The sequence below is a fragment of the Thalassospira australica genome, from assembly GCF_000763295.1.
In the GTDB taxonomy this organism is placed as follows: domain Bacteria; phylum Pseudomonadota; class Alphaproteobacteria; order Rhodospirillales; family Thalassospiraceae; genus Thalassospira; species Thalassospira australica.
In genome coordinates this window covers 313,656-337,505 of sequence record NZ_JRJE01000020.1, presented here as the reverse complement: position 1 = coordinate 337,505, position 23,850 = coordinate 313,656, and the positions used below count along the sequence as shown (strand labels likewise).

The window sequence follows — 23,850 nt, the reverse complement described above, 5'->3', positions numbered from 1 at the left end:
GTCGGTGTCGGCAACGCCCGTTGCGTCGGCTGCGATATCAAAGGAAACGAAACCGTCTGCCGCGCCAATATCTGCCGCGCCAGCAGCAAAGACGGTCGGGTCAATGCCGAGAATGTCCTGACCGGCCAGAAGCTGTACGCCGTTGAATTTGGTTGAGTCTGCGACACGGTCGAGTTCAGTGCGCAGCGTATCGAATTCGCTGAAAGCAAAACCACGTTCGACAGCAGAGAGGTTCTCAGAGGATGCCTGTACGCTCAGGGTTTTCATGCGAACCAGAATGTCATCGATGGTTGCCATGCCGCCATCAGCAATCTGAAGCATCGCGTTAGCCTGGCCAACGTTAACCGTGGCAGTTTTAAGCGACTGGACTTCAGAATTCAGGCGGGCGCCGATAGCCATGGAGGCGGCATCGTCACGTAAGTTTCGACAGCGAACGGGTCGCCATTTCGTCAGAATTGCTAAGGTTGCGGTGGGCAACGTTGGCAGCATAGTTGGAAATGATATTGAGAGCCATTGTGTTTCTCCTATAAGGATCGTGCGCTTGGCCCAAGCAATTCTATCGCTTTGGCACCATCGCGATGCTGGCACAAGGAGCAAAAGCTATGCCAGTTTTGCTAGGTAAAATTTACAGGTCATGTTGTACAGAGTATTTGTCATTCGGCAAAATGTGCTGCCATGCGACTTGACGGTTGGTGTCGACCAAAATCGGTGCACGCAAGTTTGTCGACATTGTAATGCCTTGTCCGCCTTGTCCGCTGCGAATTGTGACCACCATCAGGATCGCCATGTCCTCGCTCGATATCGCGAGGCTTTTCTGGGCAAGGTCGAGGTCTTTTGCTGCGTAAACCGCGCTTTCCATGTTGTATGGTGCAACGATAAACGACAGATTTGCATCTGTTAGGCTTTGGTATAGTTTGAACTGATCAAGCGATGAGTTCGGAATGTTGGCCAGCCCAAAGACATGATGCTCTGGAAATCCAAGAAGGCCGACAGGCATGTAAATGCCTTTGTCCCAACTGAATTCGATGTCGCCAAAGCGCGTTTCAACAACAACTGATTCAGCTGTTTCATTCTCGGCGACGTTTTCGGTTTCCATGCCCGTAATTCTCCGACAGTCGAAGTTTTATCTTAAAAGAGTGCTTGTAGCAGTCAGGCAGACAAGCAGACAAAACGGTTAAAGCGACAATTCACTGTAGTAAACCATCAACGCAAATAGTTAGCCAAAGATAAATCGGCAGCTCGCGATATGGTAATAAAGCTTGCTTGCAGAGCTGTTTCGTATTGTGAGAGTTCTGCCAATGTCAGAGGCACATCGACGGTCTCAATGTCGCTTATGGCTTGTGATGCAAAAATCTTGAAGTCTTCATGTTGACCTTCAAAGCGTTCGATGTTTGCGATGTCCAGACCGATCTGCCCCTGAACGTTAGGCAGGTCATTGATGGCATCCCCTATGAAGCCAAGGGCCACATTAAGGGCGTCCAGATCTTCGGTGGTCGCCACCATACTGATGCCCTGAATGAGTTTCTGGAAAGCTGGATTGTCAGCCAGAATACCGTAAGAAACGTTGTAGCTTGTGTCGACACGGACATCCATGATCTGTTGGTCGCCGTTATAATAATCAACATCTTCGCGCGGATTTGGGATTTTTTCCATCCCCAGAACCGACAAAAGGGTACCTGTGCCGCTTTCCGAAATAGTAATGGACCCGTTGCCAACATTTTCAATGTTAAGGCGTGTTGCTCCTGAGTCGCCTAATTGGCGTAGTGAAGCGATCGCACCATTTGTTGTGACACTGTTTATGGCTGTCAGGATATCGTCAATATCATCGGTTGCAGCATTATAATTAACGTTCGAGGTCACGCTGTTACCGTTTAGATCGGTACTAACGATTTCAAGCTGGCCGGTCGTAACGCCCAAGGCAGCCAATGTTGTAGCGGTGGTCAGGTCATTATCGTTTGAGCTGATATAGTTATCAGGGGCAGACATTTTTTCGAGATCGACGGCGGATTCTTCTGAGCGTCCCCCGGCGAACAAATAGCGTCCATCCAAATTGGTGTTTAGCAGATTGGCTATTTGTTCCAAGGCTTTGTCGCCCTGTGACATTACGTTTACGTCGTCAGCTTGCTGAGCGGAAGTTGCCTGAATTAGGAGTGTTTTCATCTCTGTTGCAATGGTGATCATGCTGTCTACAGCAGTCTCCATGCTTTGGAGGCGCAGCTTTGCCTGCGTTGTATTGTGGAGGAATTGTTCGGCACGGGTGTACTCACCCTCAAGGTTAAGCAAGCGCTGCGTGCTATCGGCAATACCAGCATAGTCACGCGATTTGTATCCGCTTGATGCTTGATTCTGAAGATCAGTCACACGCGCTGCATTTCGGAGCGCCAAATCCGACAGCAGGGTATGGTTTGTATATGTCGCGACACGAGTTACCATGACAGCCTCACTTTAACGTGCATGCAGTTTAAACTGCTCTGAGCAATGCATCAAACATTTCATCAACCGTCGTGATGACCTGCGCTGATGCTGTGTAAGCACGTTGAAAAATAACCAAATCAGACATTTCTTCGTCCAGGTTCACACCTGCTTCGTTTTGAATGCGGGTGGAAAGGTCTGTCACCAGACTGGACTGGAATTCGAATGAACTTTCCGCGACCTTTGTTTTTGTTGCAGCCGTTGCAACAATACCGGCCGCGAAATCGGTAAGCGATGTGCGCTCTCCTGAAAGGCCGCCGGCAGCTTCAAAGTCAATGTCGCTGCGCTCAAAACTGTTGCTGATCGCGCTAGCAGAGCTGTTGTCACCTTCTCGGACACCAAATTTGATCCCAAAATCCAGAATGGTTGTTAAAGCATCAGCATTAGGCAGTCCGTCATCACTAAAATAGAACGGGTCGCCATCGGCATCTAATACTTGCAGCTTGTAGCCGCCAAGTTGACTGTCGAACACAATATCAGCGGTGATGTTGTTATCGGTCAGGGTTGCGCTGTTGTTAATTGCATCTGCAAGGTCTTGCAGTGTTGTGTTGGTGTCATAGTCGATATCAACATCGGTGAAGTCGCCGCCTACAGTTAGAGTATAGTTCACAGGTGGCGGCACCAGCGGGCCGAGGCCGGGAATGGCGGCATCCTGATCGACGACGGCAGTTGATGTTGCGTAAGTGTCGGCATTCATCTGCCCGCGCACGATCCTTGACGGATCATTTCGGATGGCGGAGTCGACGCGCATGCTGCCCGAAAGTGTCGGCTGATCTTCGCTAAAGCCGATGGTTGCTGCCATTGTTCCAGAATCAGTGATTGTCATATTGGAAGCATAGTCAATCACCAGACGGTATCGATCCCCATCCTCGACAAGGAATGCGGTTTCTTCAGAGGCCGCCGCCGTCATGCCAGCACCCTGAAGGGCTGTGCGGATATTGTCGCGAACGTCTTCAAGCGTATCGGTTGCCGTATAGTTCACGGTGATGCCGCCGACAAGAACGCCACTGCCCGCGCTAATCGTGAAGGAGCTTGCTGTCACACCAAGCGCATCTGTCGAGCTGCTTTGCGGCGCAGAGGTGATTTTGTTGGCACTTTTTGACGTTGCGATAAAATCATTGAGGCCGAAATAATGCGACATACCATGTTCGCGACCGTCACTGGTGGTGATCTGACTGTCCATCTCGTTAATGGCAACACGATTTCCGTCCTGGCCTTCAATCACCAATCGGTTGTCAACCAGTGAAGCGGTCAGATAGGTGCCCGCATCCGAACCATTGATTTCATCAATGATGCCCTGAACGGTTGCCGGGGTTGTTGGTAGCGATATATCGGCCCAACTGTCTGTAGCCACAAGGTCGCCATTTTCATCAAGTGCTGCAACGCGAAAGGCGCCACTTGCAGTCAGGGGGTCGCTGGCAGCCACGGTACGGTTCCCCGAAAGGTTGGCCGGGGGTGGAAATGCCGTTCCCTTGTTGTGTTCTTCATTGATGGCATCGCGAAGTTCGCCTGCCAGTTCGTTGATCTGGTCGTTTAGGGCCGGAATTTCTGAATCGCGCATTTCAAACAGGCCTTTGAGCGTGCCGGTGCGCAATGTGGCTGTTATATCCTCGCCGTCCAATTCCACGCCAGAACCACCCGTGCCCGGTTCGAAACCGGCGGTTTGGGTGAAGCTAAGCGTATTGGGAGAGCGATCCAGAAGTGTGTTCGCGCCAGCAGCCGAATAAACAACGATTGAGCCATCGCTGCGGCTAAAGGTCGTGATGTCGATAATTTTCGAGAGCTGATTGAGCTTCTGGTCGCGTTGATCTTCAAGCTCGGTGGTTGGCTGTTCAAGGTTGTTCAGGCGAATGATGCCGGTATTGAGCTCAGAGATCTGCGTGAGCAGCGTATTGGCTGTGTTGATCTCATCGGTGATCTGGTCATCGATATCATCGCGCATGTCCTGAAGCTGGCTGGAGAGCCTTTCAAAAGACTCCATGACCTGAATTGCGCTTTCGATGGCCTCGATCCTTGGCGAATTCTGGTCAGGCGTCACGCCAAGCTGTTCAAAGGCATCCGCTAGATCGTTAATGCGCTGGCTGATTGCCGCGTCGGACTGGGTGGTGCCAAACAGGGTCTGAACGCGCTGAAAGAATTCATAACGAACTTCCTCGCGACCGGCTTTGCCGAGTTCGCCGCGAACCTCACGGACCAAGCCTTCGTTGACGTTGCGATAAATATCAGCAACCTGGGAGCCTGCGCCAATACCGTCAAGCGTCAGGGTTTCCTGACCGGCGATCTTTTTGGAATACCCTTCGGTGTTCACGTTCGAAATGTTCGAGGACGTGATCGCAATACGGGCCTGTGCGGTGTTAAGGCCGGAGATCGCTGTATTGAGTGCCTGAGTAAGTGACATGACTTTTGCCTTTACCCTTAAAGCGTTTCATTGACGCTGTATGCGCCACCGGATTTGTTCATCGTACGGCCATAGCCGCCCAGCGACGCCTTGCTGGCTTTGGCTGACCGGTTATAGGTGGTGCATTCTTCCTTGGACTTGTCGTTGACCGCGCGTACAATCGCCTGAACCACACGTTCGTTGGTTTCCTTGGCGGCCTGAAGGGTCGCCATGTTGCGCCGTGCAGCGTTCTGGAATTCGGCCTGCAGTTCGCGCAGTTCGGCGCGTTCGTCTTCTGACAAAGCGCGAAGTTCTTCGCCGCGACTGCGCAATTTGACAACAAGCTGTTCATACTGCATCGACAGGGCAGATTTTTCCGACAGGAATTGATCATACTCTGCAGATGTCAGGGACCGCAGGCCCGTGGTTTCACGTTCCAGCAGGGACATAAGGTCATATGTGACGCTTTTGAGTTCGGTAACCAGCTCTTCGGTGGTCATTTTCATCCCTCCTGGACTTTAAGGATTTCGCGTGTGACAGCATCTGCAATTCCGATGCCACCGGCGCGGGTCATTTCCTTGGCGTATTCATCAACAAGCATGGAGCGCATCATTGTCTCGCCATGCCCACCGCCAAAAGTTTCGTTGGTTTCGATACCGGCAAACATGTGGCTGAGCATCTGACCAAGGAACATGGATTCAAATTCCTCGCCGGCTTTGCGGGCTTGTTCTTCGGTTTTGATGTGCCCGTCGGTAAGGGTGTTCATACGGGCGGTCATATTGTTTTGAGTGCCGTATTGCGCGCTGGCCTGTGCCTGCGCCATGAGTGCGGCAGATCCGTCGGTCATCATCACATCACCTCGATTTCGGCCTGCAGTGCGCCCGATGTCTTGATCGCCTGAAGAATGGTGATCATGTCACGCGGGCCAACACCAAGGCTGTTAAGGCCATTGACTAGCTCCTGCAGGCTCACACCGCCATCCATGATACCCAACTGATTATCTTCGCCTTCATCAACATCGATGTTGGTTCGGTCGACAACTTCGGTCGTGCCAGTCTGGGAGAAGGGGGAGGGCTGGGAAACCTGCGGTGTTTCGGTCACACGGATGGTCAGATTGCCCTGGGCAATTGCGACCCGGTTGATCCGGACATTTTCGCCCATCACAATCGTACCGGTGTTTTCATCGATGACCACGCGGGCAATCTGATCGGGTTCAACGCGGAGCTGTTCAATATCGGTCAGAAGCGCGACGATGTTCTGGTTATAGCGGTCCGGAATATTAAGGCGTACCGTCCCCGGATCACTTGCGCGTGCGGCAACTTCGCCAAGGTAGGCATTAATTGCTTCGGAAACACGGCGTGCCGTCGTGAAATCAGGGTTGCGCAGGACAACTGACATGTCCTGCATTGAATTCAGGTTAAAGTCGATTTCGCGTTCAACGATCCCGCCGTTGGCAATGCGGGCCGAGGTTGGAACGCCCTTAACAATGGTCTCAGCTTCACCGCCGGCAGAAAAACCGCCAACTGCCAGATTGCCCTGGGCTACGGCATATACTTCGCCATCAGCACCCACCATCGGGGTGACCAGCAGCGTACCGCCCTGAAGGCTTTCGGACGTGCCAATCGCGCTGATGTTGACGTCAATACGCGACCCCTGACGGGAAAACGGCGGCAGGGTGGCAGTTGCCATGACGGCAGCAATGTTGTCTGATTCAAGGTCTTCGATCTGATCGCGGACGTTAATACCAAGGCGCTCAAGCATTGCGACCATGCTTTGGCGGGTAAATTCTGCGTCGCCAAGATCATCGCCCGTGCCGTTCAAGCCAACCACAAGGCCGTAACCAACCAGCATGTTGTCACGTACGCCTTCGAAATCGGCGATGTCCTTGATGCGTGACTGCGCATGGGCCGGGGTAAGCTGCGTCAGGGCGAACATTCCCAACGCGGCGCTGAGTGCCGCTTTGCGTGCTATTTTGCCAAGACCTGTGATCATACTCTTACTTCCGATTTTACGTGGGATGCGATGCATCCGGCAGATGAGGCAATCGATCTGTTTAATCGCGTTTGCAAACTCATTTGCCAAACCTGTAGCGAAAACTGTGCCAAGTCAGGCTTTCTGCCCGTGGTGGTCGCGTATGCCCAGATTTTCGGGCAAAAATTCATGTTTGCCGACTTTTCGGCGGGGGCTGATCGTGTTTTGGTGCCCACTCGGCATTTTTTTCCCGTTGCGTACGGGCCGGGATTGAGGGAGACTCTGTTCCTTGCAGGTATGAAAATGGCGCAAAGATAATGCCATTTTGCCCAAACGCCGAAACACATGGCGTGTCCTGCATATGATCATTGGACGGGTTTACAACAACAGAGCGGAAACGGGTCATGAAGATTAACGGTTCCAAGGCGACCGGCGCGGGTGCAGCGTCGCGCAAAAAATCGACCGGCACGTCTTCGGGTGGTAGCGGCTTTGCCGATACCATGCGTTCGCTCGACTCTTCCGGTGGTGCAAGCGGTGCCGCAGGTGTCGCCAGCAGCGGTTCTGTCAGTGCGCTTGATGCGTTGCTGGCCCTTCAGCAAAGCGGGGATGCGCTTGATTCGCCCAAAAAAGCAGCCATGCTGCGGGCCAAAAGCATGCTTGAGCAGCTTGAAGCTGTCCGTGACGGGCTGCTGAGCGGGCAATTGTCCGGTGCGCGTTTGCAGCAACTGGTTGGACTGCTTGATCAGCAGCGTGAAACGATTGATGACCCGGAGCTTTCAGCAGTTCTCGACGAGATCGATTTGCGGGCCCGTGTGGAGCTTGCGAAACTGGAAGTTTCCGGACTGACCTAGCTGGTAAATCCACGGTAAATCCACGGTAAATTTATGTTGAAAACCGCAGAAAACTGCGTGTTTGCGAGCTTATTAACATTTATTTGTTCAATCAGCTTGCACCGTCGACGTGTGCCATCTATATTGCCGCGCGATCGATGAGTCCTGTATAGAGGGCATACATGACTATCACTTTACCACCTGACTATCGTCCTGCTGAGGACGAAGAGTTCATGAACCCGCGCCAGCGGGAATATTTCCGGCAGAAACTTCTGACCTGGCGGGCAGAGCTTCTGCACGAATCTTCGGAAACATTAGCGAACCTGCAAGATGGCGGGCTTCAGGAACCGGATCTGACCGACCGTGCGTCGGCCGAAACTGACCGGGCACTTGAACTTCGCACTCGTGATAGGGCGCGCAAGCTAATTTCAAAAATTGATGCTGCTTTGCGTCGAATTGAAGACGGATCATATGGTTACTGCGAAGAAACCGACGAGCCGATCAGCTTGAAAAGACTTGAAGCTCGTCCGATTGCAACCCTGAGCATCGAAGCCCAGGAGCGCCACGAACGGATGGAGCGCACACGTCGCGACGATTGATCGCGCCGGGTGGAAAAAAATACAAAGGCCCGGTACTGCCGGGTCTGGTCATGCAACGACGTGACATGGTGGGAGATTACTGGTTAGGGATAACCAAAATCAAAAAAGCCCGGTCTTATGGCCGGGCTTTTTCCATTTTTATCGGGCTTGGAGAATAAGAAAAGACCACCCATAGGTGGCTTTTCCATGTGCTGACCTGACTGACAGGAACCCGGGGCGGGATCAGTCAGGAAAGATTGATAAAGTTAGAACGGCAGAATGATATCAAGCACTTCGCTGCCGTAGCGCGGCTGCTGGACATCGGAAATCGTACCACGCCCGCCATAGGAAATACGGGCTTCTGCGATCTTGTCGTACCCGACCTCATTGGCCGAGGAAATATCCGCAGCCCGGATCACACCGGCGATCTGAACTTCGCGGATTTCGCTGTTTACGCGGATTTCCTGACGCCCGTGAATGACATAGTTTCCATTTGGCAAAACCTGAATAACGATGGCGGCAACACGCAGGTTGATTGCTTCTGTTCGGTCAAGTGTGCCATTGCCGCGGTTGGACGTGTTGCTCGACATGTTAAAGGCGTTGGACGGGTCGATTGCCTCTGGCAGAACACCGGTCAATTCGGCTTCAAGGCCAAACAGGTTCGGCACGCCAAGGTCTTCGCTGTTGGTGCGTGAACGCAAGGTGTTGTTGGACAGGTTGGCGTTATCTTCGATTTCAACGACAACGGTCAGAATATCACCCACCTGATTGGCGCGCTGATCCTTGAAGAAGGAACGGGCGCCTGAACGCCAAAGGGAGTTCGGGTTGCGTTCGGCGACCTGCGGTGCAGGCATCGGCAGACTTACCGGGTGGTAAGCTTCTGACTGGGTCGGGTTGTCGATGGACGACAATTTCGGTGGTTCACCAACTTCGGACAGACGTTTCATCGCATTGCAGCCAGACAGAAGCGCAGTCGCGCCAATCAATCCGCCAACAAGGGCAATACGCCGCCATGAAATATGTGCATTTTTACCGGGCATTCGTTCCTCCTGGGTTCCTGCGCAGAACTATGCATGGATCGTGCCAGTTCCGGGCGGTGGGCGGAGGCAAAGCTTGCCGGGTTATATTTGGGGAAATATCGCCATTATTGCGACATCGCGGGCAAGGCCCGGACTTCGTTTTCGGCAACGACTTCAACCTGAATCGTATTGTTGCTGGACTGATTGATCACGCGAATAACATCGCCCAATGAGCCGTTTTCAAGTGCCTTTCCCCGTGCGGTCAAGGACATGTTGGCCGTCACCAGCCGGATGGTGACAAGCGACCCGCGGCGCACAAGGATCGGGTTGGTGAAATCACGGAACATCAATGGTTCGTTGGGGTTGGTCGGGCGAATGATTTCCTTGCCAATGACATCATTGATGTCACGGATTGCACCGGAAGGTACACGTTCACTGCGGAAATTGCGATATTCTACCTGATCGGGGCGAACAACGCTGCCACGTGAAATGGGTTCCACCAAAACCGGCACACTTGAAAGCGGGTAATATTTGCCGCTGATTCGATAAGTGCGCTGCTGGGCGGTTCGTGCCCCGGTGGTTACGCTGGCGACAAAGCGCTGCGTACGCGAATTGATGTCCAGTGCGCTGATATCGACATTGTTCAGCGCATCAACAGGCAGGTGGATCTGCAGGTTTTCACTGGAAAGATCGACAATGAATGGTGTCTGAACCCCTTGGTCTTTCAGGGCGTCTTCAATCGCATCACGGATTTCATCAATCGTGATGACCTGACTTGCACGGGTAACAAGAACCTGATCGGCGGTGGTACGTGGCCGCCAACTGACGTTGTGGCGCTGCGCGATGCCGTAAAGCCAGCGATAATCAAGGATGGTTTGTTTGCCGGGCTGCGGTGCATGGGCCACGGCAATATCGGCCTGCTGCGGATCAATCCCGGAAAACAGATCGCCAAGGGTTACATACTGCCCTTCGACCAGTGCATCGGGTTTCAGGAAGATAGAAGAATTCATCTCTTGGCTGTTGCGCAGGGTATTCCCCTGTGAGGATTGCGCAGCAGCCCCCTTCGTCAGCGCATCAAATGACGTGAGGGCGGAAAAAATCACGAGCGAGAGGATTATGTTCTTTATCTTCATCCATCTACTCTACCACGGAACGGTATACATGGCGTAAATACAGTTTGCGCAAGTTCACGAACGTCAAGGCCCGCGACTTGCGCAAACGAAAAGCTGTTTTCAGAGTGCAGGATTAACGCAGGTTGCTGACTGCGCTCATCATTTCGTCCGTGGTCGAGATCGACTTGGAGTTCATTTCATACGCACGCTGGGCCTTGATCAGGTTTGTAATTTCCTGAACTACGTTAACGTTCGATGATTCAAGATAACCTTGCTGAACCGTGCCGAAACCAACATCGCCCGGCGCGCCGACATTGGCCTGACCGGATGCCTCGGTTTCAAGGAACAGGTTGTCGCCCAGGGCATTGAGGCCCGGTGGGTTGATAAAGGTCGCAAGCTGGATCTGGCCAAGGTTCTGCAGGGCAACCTGACCATCGATCTCGGCAAAAACTTCACCGTTTGCATTGATCGTCACTGAGCGCGCATTATCCGGAATTGTAATGCCCGGCTGAACCGCAAAGCCATCCTTGGTAACCAATGCGCCATCGGCATCAAGTTTAAGGGTACCATCGCGGCTGTAAGCGGTTTCACCACTTGGCAGATCAATCTGCAAATAGCCACGGCCCTGGATGGCGATGTCCAGTTCGTTTTCGGTCATGGTCAATGACCCCTGACCCATGTAACGTCCAATTGCCGCGGTTTTCACACCCAGGCCAACCTGAACGCCGGTCGGAACGATTGTGCCGGTATCCGAAGACGGTGAACCCGCACGACGCAAATCCTGATACAGAAGATCCTGAAATTCCGCACGCTGACGTTTGTAGCCCGTCGTTGTCATGTTGGCGATGTTGTGCGAGGTGACATCCACGTTGGTGGACTGGGCCTGCATGCCCAAAGCGCCGATATCAAGTGACCGCATTTGTCTTCTCCTTCGGTTGCGCAGATTTTGCGCTTCATTCTGTAATGTCGGGGTCCTGCGGCCTATCAGGCGCGGACATCACCGAGTTTGTTAATCATATTGCGCATGCGTTCGTTCTCGCTTTCGAGCGAACGGGTGACGGATTGATAGGAGCGAAGCACATCAATCATCTGGGTCATTGCGCCAATCGGGTTTACGTTGGATTTCTCAAGCGCGCCCTGCACAATGCCGGGGTTTTCGACAATCTCGACGTCGACTTCAGGGGCATCCTCGGCAGCTTCGGCTTCTGTTGGTGCGCGATACAGGGTGTTGCCGGTAACGATCATTTCCTGCACGTTATCAACTGTGACAACCTGCAGTTTGCCGATCTGACCGATGTCGGTTGAAACCGTGCCGTCGCCCTTGATTTCGATCTGTCCGTCAGCTTCGTTAAAGAACATTGGCTGATCAGCATCACTAAGCACCGGATAGCCATCGTTGGTGATCAGTTGCCCGCCCGGATCAAGCGTGAAGTTACCTGCCCGGGTGTATTGAACACCTGCCGGGGTTTCGACGGCAAAGAACATGTCTGGCTGGCTTAGTGCGACATCAAGTGGCCGGTTGGTATGTTCAATATTACCAACGGATGTGTTGCGATATTGGGAAATATCCTGAACCAGAGAAATCTCACGTTCACCCCGGAACGGTGCATCCTTGTTCTTTGCGATCCAGTCGGTGAACATCATCCGCTGTTCTTTGTAACCGGTCGTGTTCATGTTTGCCATGTTCTGCGACAGGTTATTCATCATGCTGCGAAGCGTCTTCTGACGGGACAGCGCAATATAGGATACATTTTCCATCGGTCGAATTTCCCTTTCAGGATCAGTGCTTGACCCAATGGGATGCGATCTGCGTGCCAGTTCTGTTATTGTATTGAAAATTAATAATAAAATATGATTTCGGCATTTGTTGCCGGGTCGATTTAGTCCAATTCTGGCAGAAACTGCCCCAAACAGGCAGGAAGACCGGAAAAGGTTTGCCGGGTTGGGTGGTTCACCTATCAAATTGCCCGTTGGAAAAAGAAGTTCATGTGGCCTTTCGTGACGTTGGTTTGGCCGATAGCTTTGCAAATAAAGCTTGGGCGGTAATTTCTTCCGGTAAGGTGCTTTGGGGGGCTTGATCAAATTGCAGGGTGGGGAGTCTGCCCTGCAGATAAAAATTTGATCTTGGCAAATCGTCAGTGGACGGAAATGCAATAGATTTTTAACGTGATAGCGTTATGGCTTTTAATCCGGCACAGTGTTTGCTGGATGAGGAAGACAGAACTTCAAAAGCAGGAATTCGCGAAGCGATGGGTGACGACGTCGACGAAATAGAAATGGACGAAGGCGGTGGCGGCGGTCGCAGCAAGAAAATGCTGATCGTGGTCATCCTTCTTGTGCTGCTTTTGCTGGGTGGGGCGGCGGCAGCCTATTTCACCGGCTTGCTGCAGCCTGTGATTGATATGTTGACCGGCGGCGATAGCGCGCAAACCGAAGAAGTCATCACCGAGGACTCCATCGAAGAAGCCCCGGGGGTTCCGGAAAATGTCGGGTTTGTGGATTTGCCGGAAATTCTGGTCAATCTGAACTCAGGCGCCGGAAAGCAAAGCTATCTTAAAATTCGTGTCAGTCTGGAAGTTGCCGATCAGGGCATGCTGCCGCAGGTCGAACAGATGATGCCGCGCATTGTTGACAACTTTCAGGTTTATCTTCGCGAATTGCGCCCCGAGGATCTGTCAGGGTCCGAAGGGATGTTCAGGTTGCGTGAAGAACTTCTGATCCGGGTCAGTGCTGCGGCAAAGCCCGCGAAAATTAACGACGTTCTGTTCAAGGAAATGCTGGTACAATAATGTTGTAGCGGCCCGAATGCCAAATTCAGGAAGCAATCGCTGATGGCTGATGAAGAAGATGATGATGCTCTCGCCGCGGAATGGGAAGCCATGGCCGGCGGCGATGAAGATGGTGGAGACGACGGCGGCGAGGATATGGCCGCCGAATGGGAATCCATGCTCGGTGACGAGGATGAAGATGCTGGCGATGGCGGCGATGACATGGCCGAAGCCATGGGCAGTGGGCCTTCTGCGCGTGTTCTGAATCAGGACGAGATCGACAGTCTTCTTGGCTTTGATGACGGGTCAGGTGCGGGTGACCAATCCGGTATTCAGGCCATCATCAACTCGTCGATGGTGGCCTATGAACGACTTCCGATGCTTGAAGTCGTGTTTGACCGCCTTGTGCGTATGATGTCGACGTCTTTGCGTAACTTTACCTCTGACAACGTGGAAGTGTCGCTCGATAACATCTTGTCCTTGCGGTTTGGTGATTATCTGAACTCGATCCCGTTGCCAGCGATGCTTGGCGTGTTCAAGGCCGAGGAATGGGATAACTACGGGCTGCTGACTGTTGATTCAGCGCTGATTTATTCCATCGTGGACGTTCTGCTGGGCGGGCGTCGCGGTACGGCGGCCATGCGTATTGAAGGCCGTCCCTATACGACGATTGAACGCAACCTTGTTGAACGCATGATCCATGTGGTTCTGGGCGATTTGTCTGCGGCGTTTGATCCGCTTAGCCCGGTGACCTTCCGGTTTGAGCGCCTTGAAACCAACCCGCGTTTTGCAACCATTGCCCGCCATGCCAACGCGGCCATTGTGGCCAAGCTGCGCATCGACATGGAAGACCGCGGTGGACGTCTTGAACTTTTGATCCCCTATGCAACGCTGGAGCCGGTTCGCGAGCTCCTGCTTCAGATGTTCATGGGCGAGAAGTTTGGTCGTGACTCCATTTGGGAAAACCACCTCGCAAATGAGCTGTGGCAAACCCATGTTAATTTATTGGCTGTCCTTGACGAGCAAGTGATGGCACTTGGAGATGTGATCAACCTTGAAGTCGGCAATCGTCTGGTCCTTAATACCAGTCCGACATCGCCAGTCGAAGTGCGTTGTGGTGATGTGCCGTTGTTCAAGGGTATGATGGGGCGTAAGGGTGACAGGATTGCGATTCAGGTTCGTGACCGTGCGCGCATAACCGAGGAAGAGAGTTGATGGACTTCGCGTTCTATCTGGATCTTTTGATGATCGTTTTGCTGGCGGCAACGATTGTCTACGCGATCATACTGAACCGCAAGTTGGCGGCCTTTCGGCGTAGCCGCGAAGACATGCAAAACTTTCTGACTGCATTCAATGCCGCGAACGAACGTGCAGAAAGCTCGATCACAGCACTTCGGGATATGGCAGAGCAGTCCGGTGAAAAGCTGCGTGAGGATATCGAAAAAGCCAGTGCCCTGAACGAAGACCTGACCTTCATGGTCGATCGCGGAGAAAGCATCGCGAACCGTCTGGAAAAGGCTGCGCGTGACGTGAATGCCGTGCGCCGTAGCGGGGCAGGTGCTGCCGAGGCTGCGCAGGCGTCGGGTGACGGGGCGGGCAAATCGTCGGGCAACAGCAATGCTGGTTTGGGCCGCATGATGGGCGGTGCGAACCGGGGTGATGTCATTGATGATCGCAATGACATCGGTGTTGAAACCCGTGCCGAAGAACTTGCTGCCCGCATGGTCGGCGAGATCGAGCGTGGCTCGAAGGGGCCGGTCGCTGATGACTATGGTCGTGATGATCATGGGGCGGTGGGGGCATCTTATAACAACCGTGCAGATGTATCTGATCCCTATGATCAGGATGAAGATGCCGGGCGTTCCGAGGCAGAGCGTGAATTGCTCGCAGCCCTGCGGTCGGTAAGATAAGAAACCAGATGGCGCCTTTGGTGTCGTCTTCGGTCTTGAGATTATGAGTTTTCTTTTTATCTAATGGCACAGGAGCCTGTTCTGTTAGGGTAGATTGAAATCAAGAGAGAGGAGCACCGGTACAGCGTGCCGTGATGCTGGGTGTAGTGAATGTCGGGTGTGCGTATACTGCCTTTGGTCGTCCTGGTCGGCCTGATGGTGCTGTCAATGCGGGTGGTCAACCTGTTTTCATTCGGTTCCGATGATGCGGAAACCGTCGAGAAGACCGGTGTGAGCATGGTGCAGATTGCCCAGGCGCAAGCACCAGAAGCAGAGGTGCCCGATCCTGCTGCCGAACAGGCAGCAACGCCGGAAAACGGTGATCCGGGGCTGGATAATCCGGCCGGGTTGACCATGGAAGGCGACCCGATTGATGGTGATACGGATGTGCCCCCGATGCTCGGCGGCGATCCGACCCTGTTTACCCAGGAAGAAATCGACCTGTTGCAGAACCTTTCGGTACGCCGTGGTGAGCTTGACCGTAAGGAACAGCGCCTTGATGAGCGCGAAAGCCTGATTGCGGCAGCTGAAGCACGGATTGATGCCAAGATCGAGGAAATGAAATCCTTGCAGACGGCCATCGAACGTTTGGTCGAGACCAAGGAAGCACAGGAAGATGATCGCATCAAAAAGCTGATCAGTGTTTACGAGAAGATGAAGCCAAAAGATGCTGCGCGCATCTGGAATGACCTTGATATGGACATTCTGTTGCAGGTTGCTCTTGGCATGCGCGAGGCCAATACTGCTGCCGTTCTGTCAGAAATGACACCGGACCGGGCGCGGGCTTTGACCTCTGAACTGGCCTACAAGCAAGACATCAATATGCTGCCGCTTCAATAGGGGGCATGATGCCAAAGAATTGACCGTGCAGAATTGGTATGGTTGGTTTTTTGAGAATTTCCAGGGTGATGGCGTATTTAAATTGGGGTTAAACATCTTGATTAACCAATATTAAATAGGTACATCACGATTATTAGGGGCCTTGTCACTATGCGGAAGTATGGTGGGCAGGGGTGGGAGATCAGATAGCTGATGGAGTTGTGAATGGCCGTCGATCCGAATATGCCGATCCTGATTGTGGATGATTACAAAACCATGTTGCGTATCATCCGGAATCTTCTGCGGCAGCTCAACTTTACGAATATCGAAGAAGCGACCGATGGTAGCATGGCGCTTCGCAAACTGCGTGAGGCGCCGTTCAGTCTTGTGATTTCGGACTGGAATATGGAGCCGATGACCGGTCTTCAGCTCTTGAAGGAAGTTCGTGCAGACGCCAAATTGAAGGATATGCCCTTCATTATGATTACTGCCGAAGCCAAGACCGAAAACGTCGTTATGGCGAAAAAGGCAGGCGTATCCAATTACATCGTCAAGCCATTCAACGCAGAGACGTTGAAGGGCAAAATGAAGACTGTAATTGGTGATTTCTGATCAGGAGCGCGGGGCAAGTGTCCCGCGATACCGCTATGTCTAAGGCGTCCAAGGAAGAACTCCGCAAGCTGTTGAACGACCTTCGGGCGCGCCTTGATGGTGATGACCTGAAGGTTGAACAACTGTCTGACCTGATGGATCAGTTGTCACGCTTTATGGGTGACAAACCGACCGATGATCAGCAACGGCTGTTTGGTGAGCTTGACGAACTTTCCGGCATCATCCGCAAGATGAAGTCGGAGATTGCCTCGCTTCGCCCGGACGACATCAAGGCCGAATACATCCCCAATGCGACAGACGAACTTGACGCCATTGTTGATGCAACGGCCGGGGCGACCCATGAAATCCTTGATGCGATGGACGCACTTGAAGAATTTGCCACGACCTTGCCGCCGGAACAGGCCGAAATTGTTACCGGTGCAACCATGCGTGTTTATGAGGCCTGTAATTTCCAGGATATTACCGGGCAACGTACGACCAAGGTAATCAAGGCGCTGAAATCCATCGAAGAACGAGTTGAAGGGCTTGTGACAGCATTTGGCGATGAAATTGCCAAATATGCTGCCGCCAACCCGCGACAGAAGAAGGAAGCCGAAGGCGAGGACGCCTTGCTCAACGGTCCGCAGCTTGAAGGAAAAGGCGTTTCGCAGGCCGACATCGACGCGATGTTTAACTAAGTGGCGTTATCATGGCGGAGATAGAGGACGACGGACCCACACCACCAACACCCCCTGCGAACGGGGCCGTGGCGTTGTTTCTTGCGCTCTATCTTCTGCTCCTGGCCTTTTTCATTCTGCTAAATACCATTTCGACCTTTGAAGAGGTCAAGACCCGCGAAGTGCAGGAAAGCCTTTCCTCTGCGTTCGCAGCCATTCTTCCGCCCACGACCAGTTTGCAAACCGTGACCTCGATTGAAGGGCCGGTTGTTGCAGCAGAAGACATGCAGGAAAAACTCGGCCACCTGTTCGACACTGCAATCAAGGTTGTTCGGGTCGAGGTGATCCAGCCAGGCAAGCTGATGGAAGTCATCATGCATGTCGATCAGCTATTTGATCCAAATTCCATCCTGATCCGTGAACGCCAAGCCGATTTCATGAACCAGCTTGCCGAAGTTCTGGCTGAGGAAGAAGGCTATGCGTCCTATGAAATGGAAATGGTGATGGGCAGCGAGCTTGGCTCCAAGGGTACGATTGAAATCGAAAACAACCTTCAGATCGCCCGGGCCGGGTCATTTGCCCGTGAGCTGATCAATGTTGGTGCCCCGGAAGACCACGTGTTTGTTGGCATTGATCCCGGTGCCGATCCGTTCATTGCGACCTTCCGTTTCTTCTGGGATCTTGGCCCGAAAGAGCCGCCCACACCGATTGAACGTGAAAATGGCGCTGTAGACGATACAGATCCGGGCACGATACCATTGCCGTCAGATGCGGACGCAGCGTCAGGTGGTGACGTGGCACCGCAAAGAATGATTCTTCCGCTGCCCGGTGCGACGCAGCCCGGGGTCAGTCAGCCAATTCCGCTTGGACCACAAGCCGGGGGAGGTGGCTGATGAGTGATGAAGTCAAACGCGATGAAGGTCCAAAGGGGCCGCCGCCGTGGATGCTTAGCCTTGCGGATCTGATTTCGCTGCTGCTGACGTTCTTTGTGATGTTGTTTGCCATGTCCAAGGTCAAGATCGACCGCTGGGACGAGGTGGTTGATTCCCTTTCGCAAAGTATCAAGCCCTCGCCAGAGGAAGAAAACGACGAGCCGATGGCAAGCCTGAACATCCCGCGTGTTTATCGCAAGCCGGCGATGAACCTTGATTATCTCAGTGCGGTGATTGATGACGCCATTGATGACAATCCGGTTCTGGGCGATGCCAGCATGTCGCGCGATGCAGACAAACTGGTGATTTCCTTGCCCGGCGATATTCTTTTTGTCGCGGGCAGTTCGGACATGACGCCACAGGCCCGGCAGGCCTTGTTTGTTTTGGGCGGGGTGTTGCGAAACATTGGTAACCGTATCGGCGTGCAGGGCCACACCGACCCGCGACCGCTTAGCGGACGGGGGCAATATGCGTCAAACTGGGAACTTTCGCTGGCACGCGCAGGGGCCGTCGCCAACGAGCTCAAAAGATCCGGTTACACAGATTACATAAATATTTACGGATTTGCGGCATCAAGATACGACCAGCTTCCCGAATTGTTGAGTGAGGAGGCGCGATTTGCAATGGCGCGCCGGGTCGACATTGTAATCGAGCCTCATGCGGGAAGCGGGATCGGAGGCACGTAAGTATGGCGAAACTTGCCGTGCGCATCCTGCTGGCGGTCGTGATTGCGACCACCACGGCAATGTTTTTGCCCATCAGCGGAATGCGCCCAGCAGTGGCCCAGGTGGCGGACCCAGTAATTATCCGCTCGGGCCTGCATAACGGTTATGGACGAATTGTTCTGCAATGGAACGAACCGGTCAATTACACCGCTGAAATAATCGGTGACCAGTTAGTTGTGCGGTTTGATCAGCCGTTGGTTTCGTCTTTGCGGGGCGTTCTTGCACCGATCTCCGATTATGTTTCCGACGCCTTCTTTGATCCTGATGGCCAGACGGTTGCGTTTGTGCTGAGCGATGATTTCGAGGTCCGGGCATTTAATGTCGGCAGTAATGTCGTCCTTGATATTCTCGATAAACCCGATGCGGCACCTGCACCGGAACCAGCGCCAACTCCAAATGCGGTGCCGACGCCGCCGACGCGACCGGCACAAGATGATCAAAACCCGCAAATAACCCCGGCGCCAATCACACCGGTCGAAGCTGTCGAAAGTGCCCAGGAAAATCAGGACGTTGCCACACTTGATGTCCGTGTTGGACGGCATCCGACATTTTATCGGCTGGTTTTTGATTGGCCCAACAGAACTGAGTATGCCCTTGAGGGTGCGCAAGGATCGCAAACCATCGCGTTTGAGGCGCCAGCACAAATAAACGCCACAGATGTTTCACGGCGACTGCCCCGAGGTGTTCGTATTCGGCAAAGCGCGACAAACCCGCTTGATGTGGTTGTCGAAACCACCCCCGCACGCCAGTTGCGCCATTTCCGGTCCGGCAACAAGGTCGTCGTCGACATTATGGGCGCGCAACGTGCGCCCGCATCGACAACCGCCCAGACACGCCCAACCACACCGCCAAGCGCTACCAGTGCGGCGCCAATACCGCCAGAGACCGCTTCTGCACCTGATGCGCCGGCGGCACCCGCGCCAGCACAAGCAGGGGCCGCGCAGGCAGAAGATCAGCCAGACACGGCAAACCAGGATATCGATCCAAACTCGCCCGAGGCACTGGCACAGGCCGCTCAAAACAGCGAAGACGCGGGGCCGGGGGCCGTTACGGGCATTGGTGATGCGCCAGTGGAACGCGAAAGTATTGGCGATCTTGCGGTAACAGTAGAACAAACCACGACAGAGCTATCGCTTGGCTTCCCGTTTGGTCAGGCAGGTGGTGCCGCGGTTTGGTCGCGTGCTGGGTTCTTGTGGGTGGCGTTTGATGTTCGGGCCAATCTTGATCTGGATACAGTGCGTCAGGAAGCAGCCCAGATCATTGGTGTTATCGAACAGGTCGAAAGCCCCTATGCAACAATTCTGCGCATGACCATCCCCGACGGGGTAGGGCTTTACACAACTCAGGCCGATAATGGCGACTGGCGTATCACCATGCAGCAAGGGGTGATGCAGCCAATTGAAAAGCTTGGCCCGTCGATTGAGCTTGATGACCAAACCCGTGCGCGTCTGATCGTGCCACTTGATGACGTCGGTCCGATCATCCCGATTGATGACCCGGAAGTTGGCGATACCCTGCGTGTGACCACGACCACCCAAAGTGGTTATGGTATCGAAGTTGCGCTGAGCTATCCGGAATTTGAAGTCCTGCCATCGGTACAGGGTGTTGTTGTTGCGCCAATGAATGACAGCGTGCAAGTCGCCGGGCGTGATGACGGAAGTGCGGTAATTGTCACCGCAGAAGAAGGTTTGAATATTTCACCTGAAGGTGCGCGTTTGCTGGCCTCTGCAACGGGTGTGCGCGCAAGAACCGGCGATGGCCGCGAAGGATTGATCTTTGAGTTGGATGATTGGCGTCGTGGCGGGCTTGATAATTTCAGCAGGACAATCCGCAGATTGCGCGCTCAGATCGCAGAAAGTGGTGATGAGCACCGCAACAAGGCACGTCTTGACCTTGCGCAATATTATCTGGCCAACGGTCTTGGTCCTGAGGCAAATGCCGTGGTTTCTGCTATGGAGGGGGACGATCCACTGATTGCGCAGAAATTGCAATTCCGTGCGTTGAAGGCCGCAGTCAAGTTCCTTAATCGTGACTATGGCGAAGCAGAAAGGTTGCTTGAAGATGAACGTCTGCAGGCCATTCCCGAGATGCAGCTTTGGCGGGCCGTGACCCTTGCGGCACAGGGGCGTCCGAACGAAGGGGCGCGGAACCTGCTTGAAAGTGTTCATATCCTTGATTTCTATCCGCCGGAACTTTTGGGGCGGATTGCACCGCTGGCGACCGAACAGGCCTTGATTGTCGGTAATCCCGAAGCGGGGATGGATTTAATTGATAAAATGCTCCTGACACCGGGCCTTAGCGAAAGCAAGGTCATGGATATTCAGTACCTCAAGGGCATCTTTGAAGAAGAAGCAGGCGAACTGGAACAGGCCGTGGCCACCTGGGATCAGGTGGCAGAAGGCGATAACCGCAAGGCGCGTGCGCACGCGATCTTTGATCGTACCGAACTTCTGATGCGTCTGGAGCGCCTGACGGTCGAAGATGCAATCGAACAGCTGCAAAAGCTTCGGTTCGCTTGGCGCGGTGATGCGTTTGAGATGGCCTTGCTCAAGCGGATCGGTGAATTGCAGATCGAAAACAAGGATTTCCGCGACGGCTTGAATACCCTGCGACAGGTGGCAATCTTCTTCCCAAACCGGCCGGTGGCAAAAGAAGCCACCGATATGATGCACGATACGTTTGAAAACCTGTATCTGGGCGATGAGATCAATAATATCTCTGCGATCAAGGCGGTTGCCCTGTATGACGAATTCCGTGAGTTGACCCCGGCGGGCGAGAAGGGCGATGAACTTATCCGGCGTCTGGCAGACCGGATGGTCGATGTCGAATTGTTCGATCGCGCCGAAGAGCTTCTTGAACATCAGGTCGAGTTCCGTCTTGACGGTGTGGAAGAGGCCCGTGTGGGCGCGCGTTTGGCGCTGGTTTACTTGCTTGATGGCAAGCCAGACGAAACAATCCGCGTGATCGATAGTACCGAGGTTCCCGGTCTGTCAGAAGAACTGGCAACCCAGCGCCGCCATCTTAAAGCACGTGCCCTGCTTGATACCGATCGCGGCGCAGAAGCGCTCAGCACCCTTGAAGGGGACTATTCGCGCAATGCCGAACTGTTGCGGATCGACGAATACCGCGAAACGCGTGATTACATGTCGGCTGCTGAAACCTTCCAGCGTCTGGTTGGCGATGAACCATTTGACATCGAAGGTGTCTCGGATGAACGGGGGCGCTATCTGTTGAACTGGGCGGTCAATCTGGCGATGGCCGGGCAGGAACGCACACTTAACATGCTCAAGCGTCGCTACGGCGAAATCATGGCCGAAAGCCCGTATGCAGAAGCCTTTAGCCTGATCACCTCGTCCCCGACCCAAGGATTGATCGATTACCGCACGCTTGCTGACCGGGTTGATGAGGTCGAAGAATTCCAAGGTTTCCTGGCAACCTATCGAGACCAGTTGGAAAAGTCTCAGCTTAGTGCTATAAATTAACGTTCGATAAATATATCGTGGCGCCGGTTTCATCCCGAATGAACAGAAGTGCCATGATATTGCTGGGTTTTTGAACGGTGATGGGTTGCGGTACTGTGATGGATCGTGCACTTAAAATGGTCTATTACGATGAGGCGAATGTCGAAAAGGACATTTTCGCCCAGCTTTCACTTGCCCAAAAGCATTTTCTGGGCGATGGAATGCCGCGAGATGAGTCCGCGACCCGTCGTATTCTTGACCAGATTCACCGTCAAAGCCGGGCATTTGCCGCAGTTTGCTATGGCTATATGCGCAGCAAGGGACTCGGTGTTGCCGAGGATCTTGGTGAAGGTCAGCAATGGTATCGCGAAGCCGCCTACTGGTTTAACGAAGAAGCCACCGGTGGCGGGCCTGTTTCGGCCAACAATCTGGGTTATCTCTATGCCAAGGGGCTTGGCGTTCAGGAAAATGCCGAAACCGCCGCCCACTGGTTTGAAGAAGCCATTGAGTTCGGATCTGTCGCAGCGCTGTATAATCTTGGTGTGTGTTACCTTAATGGGTGGGGCGTGCCGCAGGATGATGAAAAGGCCGTTGGCTATTTCGAGCGCGCCAGTGATCTTAATGACCCGTCTGCTGTCAGTGTGTTGGCCTATCTTTACCTCGAAGGCCGTGGCGTAAACCGCGATCCGTCGAAGTCATTCGAATTCAATATGCGTGCAGCCCGTGCGGGCAGTGTCGAAGCCGCATCCGCCCTTGGCTATGCGCTGGGCGTTGGACTTGGTGCAGAACGCAATATTGCCGAAAGCATCAGTTGGTTCGAACTCGCCGCGAGCGAGGGGGATGCCTATGCCCAGGCAAACCTTGCGATGTATTTCTGCCATTCATCGGATCTGAAACTGTTTAACCGTGGCTGGACGATGTTAAGCCATGCTGTTGATCAGGGGGATGCGTCTGCCAAATATCAGATGACCCAGATCCAGATTTTCGGTGTACCTCATCGTGAACCCGATTACGCCAATGCGCTTGATCTTGCCATGGATCTTGCCGAACTGGGGCATCCGGGGGGCTATCACCTGATTGGCGTGATGTATGAACATGGCCTTGGTGTGCCTGTCGACATGATCCGTGCGGCAACCTGGTATGAACGTGCCGCGCGCAAAGGATCGGCAAACGGTCAGGCTGCGCTTGGTCGCCTTTATGCGATTGGCAGTGGCGTCGATCAGGATAATGTTCTGGCCTATTACTGGCTTAAGATGTCGGCCCCGACCGAAGGCAGTCAGGCGCAACGCGAAATGGGGGCGATCCATGCCCGCATGAGCGAACAGGAACGCAAGGTTGCGGAAAAATATGTTTCCGACAATCCCGGTCCGCGCCGGGGCAGCTTTGGCCTGAAACCGCTTGAAAAGGATGTTTTCAAGTCCGGACGCTCCAGGAAGGCATAGAATCAGACGCCAACGCCTGCTTTGATGTAAACGCAAAAAAGCCGCTCTGTTGTGCAGGCGGCTTTTGTTTTGTCGTGTATGTGTTCGTGTCTGTAAAACAGTGTTCGGTGTTTGGGATTGCTGCGTT

Annotated in this window: 23 protein-coding genes; 12 read left to right on the top strand and 11 right to left on the bottom strand. The window is 53.5% G+C overall.

All coding sequences use genetic code 11. From position 1 onward, the window contains the following. The 7 genes from JF44_RS19765 to JF44_RS0110680 form a co-directional block, all read right to left on the bottom strand. Window positions 1-399, bottom strand: a 399-nt coding sequence (locus tag JF44_RS19765; protein ID WP_238318426.1) for a flagellin, incomplete at its 3' end; no start/stop codon positions are given. Between the two features lie 226 nt (window positions 400-625). Beyond that, on the bottom strand, window positions 626-1,096 hold the full coding sequence (gene fliW / locus JF44_RS0110705; protein WP_033068924.1) for a flagellar assembly protein FliW: 471 nt from the start codon (window positions 1,094-1,096) through the stop codon (window positions 626-628). Window positions 1,097-1,203: 107 nt separating this feature from the next. Beyond that, a complete protein-coding gene (locus JF44_RS0110700; RefSeq protein ID WP_033068923.1) occupies window positions 1,204-2,433 on the bottom strand; it encodes a flagellin N-terminal helical domain-containing protein in 1,230 nt (409 codons plus the stop codon). A 28-nt stretch (window positions 2,434-2,461) separates the two neighbouring features. Further along, window positions 2,462-4,870, bottom strand: coding sequence for a flagellar hook-associated protein FlgK (flgK, locus tag JF44_RS0110695; RefSeq protein ID WP_033068922.1), 2,409 nt, complete (start codon window positions 4,868-4,870; stop codon window positions 2,462-2,464). 17 nt (window positions 4,871-4,887) lie between these two features. After that, window positions 4,888-5,349, bottom strand: coding sequence for a hypothetical protein (locus tag JF44_RS0110690; protein WP_156111657.1), 462 nt, complete (start codon window positions 5,347-5,349; stop codon window positions 4,888-4,890). Window positions 5,350-5,351: 2 nt separating this feature from the next. Further along, entirely contained in the window at window positions 5,352-5,696 is a 345-nt protein-coding gene (locus JF44_RS0110685) for a rod-binding protein (RefSeq protein ID WP_238318425.1), read from the bottom strand. A 2-nt stretch (window positions 5,697-5,698) separates the two neighbouring features. Next, on the bottom strand, window positions 5,699-6,841 hold the full coding sequence (locus tag JF44_RS0110680; protein ID WP_033068919.1) for a flagellar basal body P-ring protein FlgI: 1,143 nt from the start codon (window positions 6,839-6,841) through the stop codon (window positions 5,699-5,701). Window positions 6,842-7,224: 383 nt separating this feature from the next. Here JF44_RS0110680 and JF44_RS0110670 point away from each other — a divergent pair, with 383 nt between their 5' ends. Together JF44_RS0110670 and dksA are read left to right on the top strand one after the other, a co-directional pair. After that, on the top strand, window positions 7,225-7,671 hold the full coding sequence (locus JF44_RS0110670) for a flagellar assembly protein FliX (RefSeq protein WP_033068917.1): 447 nt from the start codon (window positions 7,225-7,227) through the stop codon (window positions 7,669-7,671). A 161-nt stretch (window positions 7,672-7,832) separates the two neighbouring features. Continuing rightward, complete coding sequence (gene dksA, locus JF44_RS0110665) at window positions 7,833-8,249, top strand: RNA polymerase-binding protein DksA (RefSeq protein WP_008890403.1); 417 nt, start codon at window positions 7,833-7,835, stop codon at window positions 8,247-8,249. 245 nt (window positions 8,250-8,494) lie between these two features. On the opposite strand, the gene flgH is transcribed toward dksA, so the two are convergent. The 4 genes from flgH to JF44_RS0110645 all read right to left on the bottom strand — a co-directional run bounded on the left by flgH (window position 8,495) and on the right by JF44_RS0110645 (window position 12,117). Next, window positions 8,495-9,268, bottom strand: coding sequence for a flagellar basal body L-ring protein FlgH (gene flgH / locus JF44_RS0110660; RefSeq protein WP_033068916.1), 774 nt, complete (start codon window positions 9,266-9,268; stop codon window positions 8,495-8,497). 104 nt (window positions 9,269-9,372) lie between these two features. Then, window positions 9,373-10,257: a flagellar basal body P-ring formation chaperone FlgA gene (flgA, locus tag JF44_RS0110655; protein ID WP_052065755.1), complete on the bottom strand. Its 885-nt coding sequence runs from the start codon at window positions 10,255-10,257 to the stop codon at window positions 9,373-9,375. A gap of 235 nt (window positions 10,258-10,492) precedes the next feature. After that, a complete protein-coding gene (flgG, locus tag JF44_RS0110650; RefSeq protein ID WP_033068915.1) occupies window positions 10,493-11,278 on the bottom strand; it encodes a flagellar basal-body rod protein FlgG in 786 nt (261 codons plus the stop codon). Between the two features lie 65 nt (window positions 11,279-11,343). Next, on the bottom strand, window positions 11,344-12,117 hold the full coding sequence (locus JF44_RS0110645) for a flagellar hook-basal body complex protein (protein WP_033068914.1): 774 nt from the start codon (window positions 12,115-12,117) through the stop codon (window positions 11,344-11,346). 491 nt (window positions 12,118-12,608) lie between these two features. Here JF44_RS0110645 and JF44_RS0110640 point away from each other — a divergent pair, with 491 nt between their 5' ends. The 10 genes from JF44_RS0110640 (at window position 12,609) to JF44_RS0110595 (ending at window position 23,723) form a co-directional block, all read left to right on the top strand. Then, window positions 12,609-13,148 carry a flagellar basal body-associated FliL family protein gene (locus JF44_RS0110640; protein ID WP_052065753.1) on the top strand — a complete coding sequence of 180 codons (540 nt, stop codon included), beginning with the start codon at window positions 12,609-12,611 and terminating at the stop codon, window positions 13,146-13,148. Window positions 13,149-13,190: 42 nt separating this feature from the next. After that, window positions 13,191-14,342, top strand: coding sequence for a flagellar motor switch protein FliM (fliM, locus tag JF44_RS0110635; RefSeq protein WP_033068913.1), 1,152 nt, complete (start codon window positions 13,191-13,193; stop codon window positions 14,340-14,342). Beyond that, the gene (locus JF44_RS0110630) at window positions 14,342-15,037 is read left to right on the top strand and encodes a DUF6468 domain-containing protein (protein ID WP_033068912.1); all 696 of its coding nucleotides are present in this window, start codon (window positions 14,342-14,344) and stop codon (window positions 15,035-15,037) included. Before fliM ends, JF44_RS0110630 begins: the two co-directional genes overlap by 1 nt. A gap of 150 nt (window positions 15,038-15,187) precedes the next feature. Then, a complete protein-coding gene (locus tag JF44_RS0110625; RefSeq protein WP_033068911.1) occupies window positions 15,188-15,916 on the top strand; it encodes a MotE family protein in 729 nt (242 codons plus the stop codon). A 204-nt stretch (window positions 15,917-16,120) separates the two neighbouring features. Further along, window positions 16,121-16,507 carry a response regulator gene (locus tag JF44_RS0110620; RefSeq protein ID WP_008890394.1) on the top strand — a complete coding sequence of 129 codons (387 nt, stop codon included), beginning with the start codon at window positions 16,121-16,123 and terminating at the stop codon, window positions 16,505-16,507. A 35-nt stretch (window positions 16,508-16,542) separates the two neighbouring features. Beyond that, on the top strand, window positions 16,543-17,184 hold the full coding sequence (locus tag JF44_RS0110615; protein ID WP_033068910.1) for a protein phosphatase CheZ: 642 nt from the start codon (window positions 16,543-16,545) through the stop codon (window positions 17,182-17,184). Window positions 17,185-17,195: 11 nt separating this feature from the next. Continuing rightward, the gene (locus tag JF44_RS0110610) at window positions 17,196-18,056 is read left to right on the top strand and encodes a flagellar motor protein MotB (protein ID WP_238318424.1); all 861 of its coding nucleotides are present in this window, start codon (window positions 17,196-17,198) and stop codon (window positions 18,054-18,056) included. Beyond that, on the top strand, window positions 18,056-18,781 hold the full coding sequence (locus JF44_RS0110605) for an OmpA/MotB family protein (protein ID WP_033068909.1): 726 nt from the start codon (window positions 18,056-18,058) through the stop codon (window positions 18,779-18,781). Before JF44_RS0110610 ends, JF44_RS0110605 begins: the two co-directional genes overlap by 1 nt. Before the next feature lie 2 nt (window positions 18,782-18,783). Next, a complete protein-coding gene (locus JF44_RS0110600; RefSeq protein ID WP_033068908.1) occupies window positions 18,784-22,302 on the top strand; it encodes a tetratricopeptide repeat protein in 3,519 nt (1,172 codons plus the stop codon). A 98-nt stretch (window positions 22,303-22,400) separates the two neighbouring features. Then, window positions 22,401-23,723: a tetratricopeptide repeat protein gene (locus tag JF44_RS0110595; RefSeq protein WP_033068907.1), complete on the top strand. Its 1,323-nt coding sequence runs from the start codon at window positions 22,401-22,403 to the stop codon at window positions 23,721-23,723. The last annotated feature ends 127 nt before the right edge of the window (window positions 23,724-23,850 follow it).

Bases quoted from the DNA above. Each gene is read 5' to 3' on its own strand.
- fliW (WP_033068924.1), bottom strand. From the start codon at position 1,096: ATGGAAACCGAAAACGTCGCCGAGAATGAAACAGCTGAATCAGTTGTT.
- JF44_RS0110700 (WP_033068923.1), bottom strand. From the start codon at position 2,433: ATGGTAACTCGTGTCGCGACATATACAAACCATACCCTGCTGTCGGAT.
- flgK (WP_033068922.1), bottom strand. From the start codon at position 4,870: ATGTCACTTACTCAGGCACTCAATACAGCGATCTCCGGCCTTAACACC.
- JF44_RS0110690 (WP_156111657.1), bottom strand. From the start codon at position 5,349: ATGACCACCGAAGAGCTGGTTACCGAACTCAAAAGCGTCACATATGAC.
- JF44_RS0110685 (WP_238318425.1), bottom strand. From the start codon at position 5,696: ATGACCGACGGATCTGCCGCACTCATGGCGCAGGCACAGGCCAGCGCG.
- JF44_RS0110680 (WP_033068919.1), bottom strand. From the start codon at position 6,841: ATGATCACAGGTCTTGGCAAAATAGCACGCAAAGCGGCACTCAGCGCC.
- JF44_RS0110670 (WP_033068917.1), top strand. From the start codon at position 7,225: ATGAAGATTAACGGTTCCAAGGCGACCGGCGCGGGTGCAGCGTCGCGC.
- dksA (WP_008890403.1), top strand. From the start codon at position 7,833: ATGACTATCACTTTACCACCTGACTATCGTCCTGCTGAGGACGAAGAG.
- flgH (WP_033068916.1), bottom strand. From the start codon at position 9,268: ATGCCCGGTAAAAATGCACATATTTCATGGCGGCGTATTGCCCTTGTT.
- flgA (WP_052065755.1), bottom strand. From the start codon at position 10,257: ATGAATTCTTCTATCTTCCTGAAACCCGATGCACTGGTCGAAGGGCAG.
- flgG (WP_033068915.1), bottom strand. From the start codon at position 11,278: ATGCGGTCACTTGATATCGGCGCTTTGGGCATGCAGGCCCAGTCCACC.
- JF44_RS0110645 (WP_033068914.1), bottom strand. From the start codon at position 12,117: ATGGAAAATGTATCCTATATTGCGCTGTCCCGTCAGAAGACGCTTCGC.
- JF44_RS0110640 (WP_052065753.1), top strand. From the start codon at position 12,609: ATGGGTGACGACGTCGACGAAATAGAAATGGACGAAGGCGGTGGCGGC.
- fliM (WP_033068913.1), top strand. From the start codon at position 13,191: ATGGCTGATGAAGAAGATGATGATGCTCTCGCCGCGGAATGGGAAGCC.
- JF44_RS0110630 (WP_033068912.1), top strand. From the start codon at position 14,342: ATGGACTTCGCGTTCTATCTGGATCTTTTGATGATCGTTTTGCTGGCG.
- JF44_RS0110625 (WP_033068911.1), top strand. From the start codon at position 15,188: ATGTCGGGTGTGCGTATACTGCCTTTGGTCGTCCTGGTCGGCCTGATG.
- JF44_RS0110620 (WP_008890394.1), top strand. From the start codon at position 16,121: ATGGCCGTCGATCCGAATATGCCGATCCTGATTGTGGATGATTACAAA.
- JF44_RS0110615 (WP_033068910.1), top strand. From the start codon at position 16,543: ATGTCTAAGGCGTCCAAGGAAGAACTCCGCAAGCTGTTGAACGACCTT.
- JF44_RS0110610 (WP_238318424.1), top strand. From the start codon at position 17,196: ATGGCGGAGATAGAGGACGACGGACCCACACCACCAACACCCCCTGCG.
- JF44_RS0110605 (WP_033068909.1), top strand. From the start codon at position 18,056: ATGAGTGATGAAGTCAAACGCGATGAAGGTCCAAAGGGGCCGCCGCCG.
- JF44_RS0110600 (WP_033068908.1), top strand. From the start codon at position 18,784: ATGGCGAAACTTGCCGTGCGCATCCTGCTGGCGGTCGTGATTGCGACC.
- JF44_RS0110595 (WP_033068907.1), top strand. From the start codon at position 22,401: ATGGATCGTGCACTTAAAATGGTCTATTACGATGAGGCGAATGTCGAA.